Raw genomic sequence first — 8,898 nt, forward strand, 5'->3', positions numbered from 1 at the left:
CCCTAAGCGGTACAGTTAATGCGGCTAGACAAGCGGCTCAAATGACGGAAACAGCCGTCACAGTCGTTGACAGTAAATTTACCGATCGAGGATTAGCTTTTCAAGTCCTTGAAGCCGCAAAACTAGCAGCTTCCGGCGCAGATAAAGAAACCATTTTAAATCATATTGAAACAGTTAGAAAAAATACCCGTTTGTTTATTTGTGTGCGCACACTGGAAAACTTGGTTAAAGGTGGAAGAGTCAGCCGAGTAGTCGGAGCTGTTTCTAATTTGATCGATATGAAATTAATTTTTGAACTGGTTGAGGGTAAGTTAGAAAGCCGAGTTAAAGGCAGAGGAATGAAGCCCATCAATAAATGGAACCAAAAGCTGAAAGAAGAATTAGCTCAAATGGAAGACGTAATGGAAGTCTCTTTTTCACATGCGGCTGATTATGACTATATTTCGGCATTAAAAGAAGACTTTCAAAAGGCGATGCCTGACGTTCCGATGACAATGGATCAGACAAGTCCCGTTATAGCTACGCATACTGGAAAAGGAGCTTATGCGATTATTTATTATACAAAATAAAGCAAGAAAAGATAAAATAAATGTTTTAATATAAAAAATGGAGTTGAAGACGATGAAAAAACTGCGTTCTTTTTTGTTAATGTGTGTGATTGTGGCGTTGGGAACGTTCATCGTTATCCAAAGTTTAAACTTTTTTTTAAACAAAACAGAACAAGCCAAAAAGCAAGAGCAAGAAACAATGGATCAATCGGTTTATTTAGTTGCCATAGGTGACTCGTTAACAGAAGGAGTCGGGGACAGTACACAAAATGGAGGGTATGTTCCTTTGGTCGCCAACCAATTAAGAGAAACAACCGGTATCAAAGAAGTAACGACAAAAAATTATGGGGTAAGCGGCGAACGCAGTGACCAAATTTTAAAAAGAATCAAACAACAAGAAGATGTACGTTCTGACTTGGCAAAAGCAACGGTTATTGTATTGACTGCTGGGGGAAACGATCTGATTCAAACCTTTAAAAGAGAACAGCTGAAAATAAACCAAGACAGTTTTATTGAACCGAAAAAAAAGTATCAAGAAAATTTAACAGCTATTCTAACAGAATTTCACTCGCTGAATCCAAAAGCGCAAGTCTATATTTTTGGTATTTACAATCCTTATGCGTATCTATTTCCTGAAGTGACTGAAATGCAGGAAGTGCTAGATTCTTGGAATGAAGAAACTGAACAACTAGCTGAAAAAGAACAAGCGACTTATCTTTCCTTAAGTAAGTTATTTGACTTGAATGGACAGACAGCGCCGTCAGATACAATTGGCGGTTCAACGGATGACCAACCAGCTAATAATCCTTTATTGTATGAAGAGGACCTGTTTCATCCAAATGATCAAGGCTATGAATTGATGGCGGATGAATTGTACCAAGCGCTTATAAAAACCCGGAAGATTGCAGATTGAGCAGTGATTCTTATTTTTAAGAAAGGAAGTTAGTATGGAAGAAAAAAGAACCAACAACAAACCAATCAACAAAACAACGCCAAACTTTTGGAAATGGGCTTTTCTTGTTCTGCTTTCAATTGTATTAGGCACCGTGATCTGGGTATTCAGCCAATTAACGGCGGTCATTCAAGGAGAACCGAATCTTACAATTGAGGAACCAAGAACAGATGAAATGGCTTTTCAAATCCAAGCTCATAAAAAAGATCTGAATCAATTAGTCACAAAATACATTGATGAAGAACTTGCAAACGACCAAGTCGACTTTGAATTTAGTCTAGAAGACCAGGCACAATTAAAGGGGACTTTTCAATTATTTGGTCATGATGTGCAATTTGCACTCTTTTTAGAACCTTTTGTGATGGAAAATGGCAATTTACAATTTAAAGCTACCAACATTTCTGTCGGTACATTAAATTTACCGATTTCGTTTGCGATGAATATGATAAAAGATCAATTAAAGGTACCAAAATGGGTGGCTATCAATAGTCAAAAAGAATTGATTGTCTTCAATTTGAATGAATTTTATTTAAAGAGCGGGATACACTTTTCAGCTAACAAAATTGACTTAGCAGAAGATGATATTCGTCTAACGGTTTACTTACCGGCTGATTAATAACTGATCGATAAGACAGAAATGGGGAGAAAGTATGAAAGAGACAGCAATTTTTGCGGGAGGCTGCTTTTGGTGTATGGTAAAACCATTCGATGAGCAGCCGGGAATTGAAAGTGTTGTATCAGGCTACACAGGCGGACATACAATGGACCCCACTTATGAGGAAGTACTGACACAAACTACTGGACATACAGAAGCAGTAGAGATTACTTTTGATCCATCGATTATTTCATATAAACAATTGGTGGAAATTTATTGGAACCAAACAGATCCAACAGATGCGATGGGTCAATTTCAGGATCGCGGAGACAATTATCGACCTGTTATTTTTGTAAAGAACGCGGAACAACGTGCGGCTGCAGAAGCATCGAAAGAGCAGCTCAAGTTAAGCGGTCGTTACAGCAAACCGATAGTGACAACAATCGAAAACGCTGCTGTTTTTTATCCGGCAGAAGCAGCACATCAAGACTTTTACCGGCATCATCCAGTGCGTTATGAACAAGAACAGCAAGAACGGAAAGATTATATGACTGCTAAGGAGGAGAAATAGTACTATGCGACGTTCGTTTTACCATTACTTGATGACAGAGAGAGATCCTCACAAAAAAGATGCAGTTACCTTGTTCGCTAATGCTGTATATTTAGATGTAGGTTTTCCTAAACAATCAGAGAACTACCAAGAAATCAGCCAATATTTAGAACTAAATGGCGACTATTTACCAGAAATGACTATATTTGATGTAGCTTGGGAAAGATACATCGAAAAAGACCAAGCCTAACAAATTACTAAACTAGGAGGAAGCTAAAATGAGTGTGCATATTGAAGCAAAAGAAGGACAAATCGCTGAAACGGTTTTATTACCAGGAGATCCTTTACGGGCAAAATATATAGCTGAAACTTTTTTAACGGATGTAGAGCAATACAATAATGTACGGAATATGTTCGGTTATACGGGGTTATATAAAGGAGAACGTATCTCTGTTCAAGGAACGGGTATGGGATTACCGTCTATGATGATTTATGCAGAAGAGTTGATCACGAGTTACCAGGTTAAAAACCTCATACGCGTCGGTACTGCTGGCGGAATGAAAATGGATGTTAAAGTGAGAGATGTTGTGTTAGCTCAAGGCGCTACAACGGATTCAAGTATTAACCGGCACACTTTCCATAACCAAGTGGATTTTGCTCCTTTAGCAAATTTTGATTTGCTGAGAACCGCTTATGAAGTGGGGATGGAAAAAGGGATGAATATAAAAGTTGGAAACGTCTTATCAGCAGATCGCTTTTATAACGAAGAATTAGATAAAAAGAAATTAGCCGATTATGGAGTCCTTGCTGTTGAAATGGAAGCAGCAGGTCTGTATACTTTAGCAGCAAAATACAACCGTAAAGCATTGGCTATCTTAACCATCAGTGATCATTTACTGACAGGAGAAGAAACGTCTTCACAAGAACGCGAGCGTACGTTTAATGATATGATGATCGTGGCACTTGAAGCAGCATTGAAATTAAAAGAAAATTAATCATGAAGAAATAGATACAAGTGGAAGAAAAATATTCCTCTTACTTCTACCACTAGATAAGAAGCCATGCAAACTTATCGCTTAAATACACTTTTTATTCTATTCGCTTATGAAAGGAGTTGCAGTATGCAGGAAGAACCAGAAAAGAAAAAGAAACTAAACATAAAAATAGGAACTTATCTTATGTCGCTGTTAGCTGTAGCTGTGGTTTCAGTTGGAATTACCTATGTTATAACAGAAAGAAATGAACAAAAAGCTCCACTTAATGAACAGACGACGCAAAATAGCGGAGAATTTTCTAAAATAGAAGCTGTTTATCAGCAGCTTTTAACCAAATATTATCAAGATGTTGATGGAGATAAATTAATCGAAGGTGCATTGACTGGTATGGTAGATGCTGTCGGGGATCCTTATACACAGTACCTGGATGTTTCAGAATCCACTTCCTTAAATGACACGATATCCGCTTCTTTTGAAGGTATTGGTGCAGAAGTAATGAAACAAGGAGATTCCATTATGATTGTTTCTCCAATAGCAGGTTCGCCTGCAGAAAAAGCGGGTTTAAAACCCAATGATATTCTTTTAAAGGCAGACGATAAAAATTTATCTGGTTTAGCTTTAAATGAGGCCGTATCCTTTATTCGAGGTGAAAAAGGAACCGATGTCGTTTTAACGATTCAAAGAGGCGACAATACATTTGAAGTCACTGTTACACGCGATACAATTCCTGTAGAAACAGTGGTTTACAATTTAGATGAAACGGATCCGACGATCGGATATATTGCGATTACCAGCTTTTCAAGCCCGACTTATGATGAAATAGTGACGGCTGTAAAAGAATTGAGAACAAAAGGCGCCAAATCTTTTATTTTTGATGTGAGACAAAATCCGGGCGGATTATTAGATGCTGCTTTAAGTATTTCTAATATGTTTATGAAAGACGGTTCGGTTATTATGCAGACACAAGAAAAAGACCAAGAAGCAGTTAAAATTGTGGCAGATAACAAAACGATGGGTGATTTTAAAGTCACAGAACCAGCTGTTCTTTTAGTAGATGAAGGGAGTGCCAGCGCTTCGGAAATACTAGCGGGTGCTTTAAAAGAATCAGCAAATATTGAAATCATTGGAACGAAAACATTTGGTAAAGGAACCGTCCAAACGGTTGCAGATTTTTCAGATAAAAGCGAATTAAAGTTGACTATTGCTAAATGGCTAACACCCAAAGGCGAATGGATCAATGAAAAGGGCATCGAACCCACTCTACCGGTAGAATTACCTGCGTATACAAAACTATTAGTCATCGACAGTACGAAGGAATACAAAGCAGGCGATGTTTCAGATGAAGTAAAAAATATCGAACAAGTACTGGATGCTTTAAGCTATTCTGTTGGATCAGCTGATGGTTACTTTGATGAAAAAACGACAGCAGCGGTAAAACAATTTCAATCCGATCACCAACTGGATGAAGATGGTGTAGTGACTGGAGATACAACTGCAGAAATGATCGAAAGTCTGCGCAATTTGATAAAAGATAACGATACACAATATAAAAAAGGGCTAGATTATTTAAAAGAGAACTAATCGAAACCCGTAAGGATAAAAAAGGAAGATGAGTAAGTGCTTCTTCCTTTTTTTATCGAATAACCGTTGGAAATAAATAGTTATTTTTGCTGTTTTCTTGTATGATAAAGATAAATAGATAAGTTTGGGAAGAACCAGTTATGGAATTGGTTTAAACCCTTTTTATTAGCAGTGGTACTGACAGCTTTTTTTCGAAACTTTGTCTTTCTGCCAATGACCATTGAAGGAAATTCCATGATGCCGACTTTTCAACCGAATGATCAAATTATTGTGAAAACAATTTATCATATCAATCGTTTTGATTTAATCGTTTTTAAAGATGCTTCCAATCGGACCCTTGTTAAAAGAGTGATTGGGTTACCTAATGAAACGTTAAGATACGAAAATGATCAATTGTATATTAACGATAAATTAGTGCAAGAACCTTTTTTAGAAAATGATTTTGTGAAAAATGTTGGCGGTTCATGGACTTCTGATTTTACATTAGAAGAGTTGACAGGTAAAATTGTGGTACCTAAAGACGAATATTTTGTTTTAGGAGATAATCGTAGGTCAAGTAATGACAGTCGTTATTTCGGTTCCGTACCTGCATCTGCTATTATCGGTGAAACATCAATGATTTATTTTCCGTTCCAACGTTTGTCTATTGTTCAATAAATTAGCAGAAGGTCGTGGTAATTAATGAGTAAAACAACTTATTCGGATGGACGAGATTCTCAAACAGAGTCTTTTGAAGCTAGACGTATTCGTCATAATGGGGAAAAGAAACCCGAAGACAATCAGAAAAAAAGCTGGGCGTCAGAAGCGGGCAGTATGCTTTTATATATTATTATAGCAGTGATCATCTTTTTACTTATTCGACATTTTTTATTTGTGCCCGTAAGCGTGGATGGAGAGTCGATGTACCCGACATTGCATGATCAAGATCGGCTGATTTTAAATAAAATCGAAAAAACAGAACGTTTTGACCTGATTGTTTTCCCTGCACCTGATGATCCCGGGAAACAATACATCAAACGTGTTATTGGCGTACCAGGTGACGAAATAATGGTAACGGATGATCAACTGTACGTTAATTGAGAAGCTGTTAAGGAGCCTTATTTAGATGAAGCGAAAGCAAACCTAGCACCTGGAGAGGTACTGACGGATAATTTCACATTAGCTTCAGTGACTGGTATGGAAAAAGTTCCAGAAGATTCTTATTTTGTGATGGGAGACAATCGAACGAACTCGAAAGACAGCCGTTCCTTTGGATTTGTTGATGCTGACACAATCACAGGAACAACGGATATTCGCATCTGGCCGTTAAAAGATTTTGGAATGGTCAATCATTAAGTGAAAAAAGATTTATTAAAAAGGGAGAGGTACAATGCTCCTTACCTAAAAGAGGACGCGACTTTTGTCGCATCCTCTTTTTCCTTTTGACTCACCCTTGCTGAAAACCAAAATAATTTAATGAAAACTCTTTAAATTCTTTAGTGGCTTTTGTTTGATACCGATTTTTCATCCATGAGATCCAAATGGTCCGCTGGCAAATGGGAGCGTCGATTTTCAATAAGGGCAATAGAGTAGAATGATTAGCACGTCTCCAAGAATCTGGAACAAACGTTAATCCCAATCCTGATTGTACCAATTTAAGAATAAATTCAAAGCTTTCGATTTCAAAAGCAATATCAGGTGTAAATCCAGCTTCATGACAAAACAACTTTGTCATTTTCGCAAATGAATAATCAGTTGTTACACTAATAAACGGATCATTTGCTACTTCATTTAAGTTTACGCTTTTTTTCTTAGCCAATTGATGGTTCGGAGGAACGGCTAAAAATATTTCTTCAGTTAATAACGGTTTACTCTCAATTTCTGGATGGTCAGTTGGTGTGTAAAAGATTCCTAAATCAATTTCGCCATCCAAAAGCTTTTGTTCTAACTTCTTTTGTTGTGTGATATGAGAAATTTTAAAGCGCTGATCAGGATGACTGATAAAATAGGTTTGAAATAAATCTTGTAGGAAACGAGAAGAAGAAGCACCTATCGCTACGCTTCTTTCTTCTATTTCGACTAAATGACTAAGTTCGTGCTTGCTATTTTCAATTGTGCGAAATATTTTTTCGACTGTTGTAAGAAAAATCATTCCGTAATCATTGAGTACAATTCGCTTGCCAATTCGATCGAACAAACGAACCCCTAAGTCTTGTTCTAAAGCCGCAATGGATTTGCTGAGAGAAGGCTGAGCAATATGCAGCTCTGTTGCTGCTATAGTCATGTTCTCAAAACGAGCAACAACTTGAAAATAATGCAATTGGCGTAATTCCATGGAAACCTCCTTATAGCTAAAATGAATGAATATATGTTTTATTATATATTTTAAATTATATATTGTCGATGATATAATAGAACACACCAAAAAATATTTTTTTTTGGAAATATAAGGAGGATTTTTCGTGAAAAAGTCAAATTTATGGACAAAAGATTTTGTAATGGTTGCACTAATTAATTTTATGACCTATTTAGTCTATTATTTATTAATGATTATTATGGCCGATTATGCAATGGATAGTCTTGGAGCTTCGCCTAGCCAAGCAGGCGGTGCAGTAGGAATCTTTATCGTAGGCGCGTTGGTTGCCAGAATCGTTACAGGAAGTGTCGTTGAAAAGATTGGATATAAACGGATGCTATTTATTGGATTAGCTATTTATTTTATTTCTTCATTTCTTTACTACCAAATGAATAATTTAGTGTTCTTATATCTAGTTCGTTTTCTTCATGGAATCGGGTTTGGTGCTACGTCTGTTGTAACAGGGACTGTTGTTGCTCAAATCATTCCAATGGAACGTCGGGGAGAAGGAATCGGTTACTACTCATTAAGTACAACAATGGCTTCAGCCATCGGTCCAATGTTGGGCATGTTTTTGGTTAGGCATTTGAGTTTCTACTCAATTATTAGTTTATCTATTTTGTTGTTAGTCTTTGGTGTCTTGGGCGCGTTTATTTTACGTGTGCCAAAAGTAACATATACCCCTGCAACACAAAGCAAATCCTCATTTTCAGTTCACAGCTTTTTAGAAAAAAATGCGATACCCATTTCACTGATCGGAGCACTGTTAGGTTTTGGTTATTCAAGTATTGTCAGCTTCTTAACTTCCTATACAAAAGAGTTAGACTTGGTATCTGCAGGCAGCTTCTTTTTTATTGCTTATTCCATTGCTATCTTATTATCGCGTCCTATTGCTGGACGGTGGTTGGATACTAAAGGCGAGAATTTCGTTATGTATCCTGCTTTTATCTCATTTATGATCGGATTATTCTTAATGGGAGGAGCACATAATGGGTTTATGTTGTTGTTATCTGCGGTCTTTATTGGCGCCGGTTTCGGAACGTTCTTATCTAGTGGACAAACAATCGCAATCAAAGCAGCTCCTGATCATCGCGTAGGATTAGCAACATCCACATTTTTAGCGATTGTAGATGCAGGCGTGGGCATCGGTCCTTCGATCTTAGGTGCGTTGGTACCAATCATCGGTTATCGCGGTGTCTACTTGAGCATGGCGGGTCTCGCCTTGTTCGCTGTTGGGCTTTACTTTATTTATAATAAAAAAATTCTCAATACTGATTTTGAAACATCAATTGATGTATAGTATCAAAAATAATTTGTTATTTAAAAACATCTGAATATGTAT

At 37.1% G+C, this 8,898-nt stretch carries 10 protein-coding genes and 1 pseudogene; 10 read left to right on the plus strand and 1 reads right to left on the minus strand.

The features are described from left to right. The 9 genes and pseudogenes from RT405_RS08865 to lepB (RT405_RS08905) all read left to right on the plus strand — a co-directional run. A partial coding sequence (locus tag RT405_RS08865) for a DegV family protein (RefSeq protein WP_313469154.1) occupies positions 1 to 569 on the plus strand: 569 nt, incomplete at its 5' end. A gap of 52 nt (positions 570 to 621) precedes the next feature. Continuing rightward, positions 622 to 1,461 carry an SGNH/GDSL hydrolase family protein gene (locus RT405_RS08870; RefSeq protein WP_313469155.1) on the plus strand — a complete coding sequence of 280 codons (840 nt, stop codon included), beginning with the start codon at positions 622 to 624 and terminating at the stop codon, positions 1,459 to 1,461. Between the two features lie 34 nt (positions 1,462 to 1,495). Then, the gene (locus RT405_RS08875; RefSeq protein WP_313469156.1) at positions 1,496 to 2,116 is read left to right on the plus strand and encodes a YpmS family protein; all 621 of its coding nucleotides are present in this window, start codon (positions 1,496 to 1,498) and stop codon (positions 2,114 to 2,116) included. A gap of 34 nt (positions 2,117 to 2,150) precedes the next feature. Continuing rightward, positions 2,151 to 2,666, plus strand: coding sequence for a peptide-methionine (S)-S-oxide reductase MsrA (msrA, locus tag RT405_RS08880; protein ID WP_313469157.1), 516 nt, complete (start codon positions 2,151 to 2,153; stop codon positions 2,664 to 2,666). A 4-nt stretch (positions 2,667 to 2,670) separates the two neighbouring features. Further along, on the plus strand, positions 2,671 to 2,895 hold the full coding sequence (locus RT405_RS08885; RefSeq protein WP_313469158.1) for a YozE family protein: 225 nt from the start codon (positions 2,671 to 2,673) through the stop codon (positions 2,893 to 2,895). A 28-nt stretch (positions 2,896 to 2,923) separates the two neighbouring features. After that, the gene (gene deoD, locus RT405_RS08890; protein ID WP_313469159.1) at positions 2,924 to 3,640 is read left to right on the plus strand and encodes a purine-nucleoside phosphorylase; all 717 of its coding nucleotides are present in this window, start codon (positions 2,924 to 2,926) and stop codon (positions 3,638 to 3,640) included. 126 nt (positions 3,641 to 3,766) lie between these two features. Continuing rightward, positions 3,767 to 5,221, plus strand: a complete 1,455-nt coding sequence (locus tag RT405_RS08895; protein ID WP_313469160.1) for a S41 family peptidase — start codon at positions 3,767 to 3,769, stop codon at positions 5,219 to 5,221. 114 nt (positions 5,222 to 5,335) lie between these two features. Continuing rightward, a complete protein-coding gene (gene lepB / locus RT405_RS08900; protein ID WP_313469166.1) occupies positions 5,336 to 5,878 on the plus strand; it encodes a signal peptidase I in 543 nt (180 codons plus the stop codon). Between the two features lie 156 nt (positions 5,879 to 6,034). Continuing rightward, positions 6,035 to 6,556, plus strand: a pseudogene (gene lepB / locus RT405_RS08905) (signal peptidase I). 91 nt (positions 6,557 to 6,647) lie between these two features. On the opposite strand, the gene RT405_RS08910 reads toward lepB (RT405_RS08905), so the two are convergent. Beyond that, positions 6,648 to 7,535, minus strand: coding sequence for a LysR family transcriptional regulator (locus RT405_RS08910; RefSeq protein WP_313469161.1), 888 nt, complete (start codon positions 7,533 to 7,535; stop codon positions 6,648 to 6,650). A 127-nt stretch (positions 7,536 to 7,662) separates the two neighbouring features. Between RT405_RS08910 and RT405_RS08915 the strand changes: the two genes are divergently transcribed. Then, positions 7,663 to 8,856 (plus strand): MFS transporter, encoded by a 1,194-nt coding sequence (locus RT405_RS08915; protein WP_313469162.1) that lies wholly within the window; start codon positions 7,663 to 7,665, stop codon positions 8,854 to 8,856. The last annotated feature ends 42 nt before the right edge of the window (positions 8,857 to 8,898 follow it).

The sequence above is a fragment of the Carnobacterium sp. genome, assembly GCF_032094055.1.
GTDB lineage: Bacteria > Bacillota > Bacilli > Lactobacillales > Carnobacteriaceae > Carnobacterium_A.

Bases quoted from the DNA above. Each gene is read 5' to 3' on its own strand.
- RT405_RS08895 (WP_313469160.1), top strand. From the start codon at position 3,767: ATGCAGGAAGAACCAGAAAAGAAAAAGAAACTAAACATAAAAATAGGA.
- RT405_RS08875 (WP_313469156.1), top strand. From the start codon at position 1,496: ATGGAAGAAAAAAGAACCAACAACAAACCAATCAACAAAACAACGCCA.
- RT405_RS08870 (WP_313469155.1), top strand. From the start codon at position 622: ATGAAAAAACTGCGTTCTTTTTTGTTAATGTGTGTGATTGTGGCGTTG.
- RT405_RS08885 (WP_313469158.1), top strand. From the start codon at position 2,671: ATGCGACGTTCGTTTTACCATTACTTGATGACAGAGAGAGATCCTCAC.
- deoD (WP_313469159.1), top strand. From the start codon at position 2,924: ATGAGTGTGCATATTGAAGCAAAAGAAGGACAAATCGCTGAAACGGTT.
- msrA (WP_313469157.1), top strand. From the start codon at position 2,151: ATGAAAGAGACAGCAATTTTTGCGGGAGGCTGCTTTTGGTGTATGGTA.
- RT405_RS08910 (WP_313469161.1), bottom strand. From the start codon at position 7,535: ATGGAATTACGCCAATTGCATTATTTTCAAGTTGTTGCTCGTTTTGAG.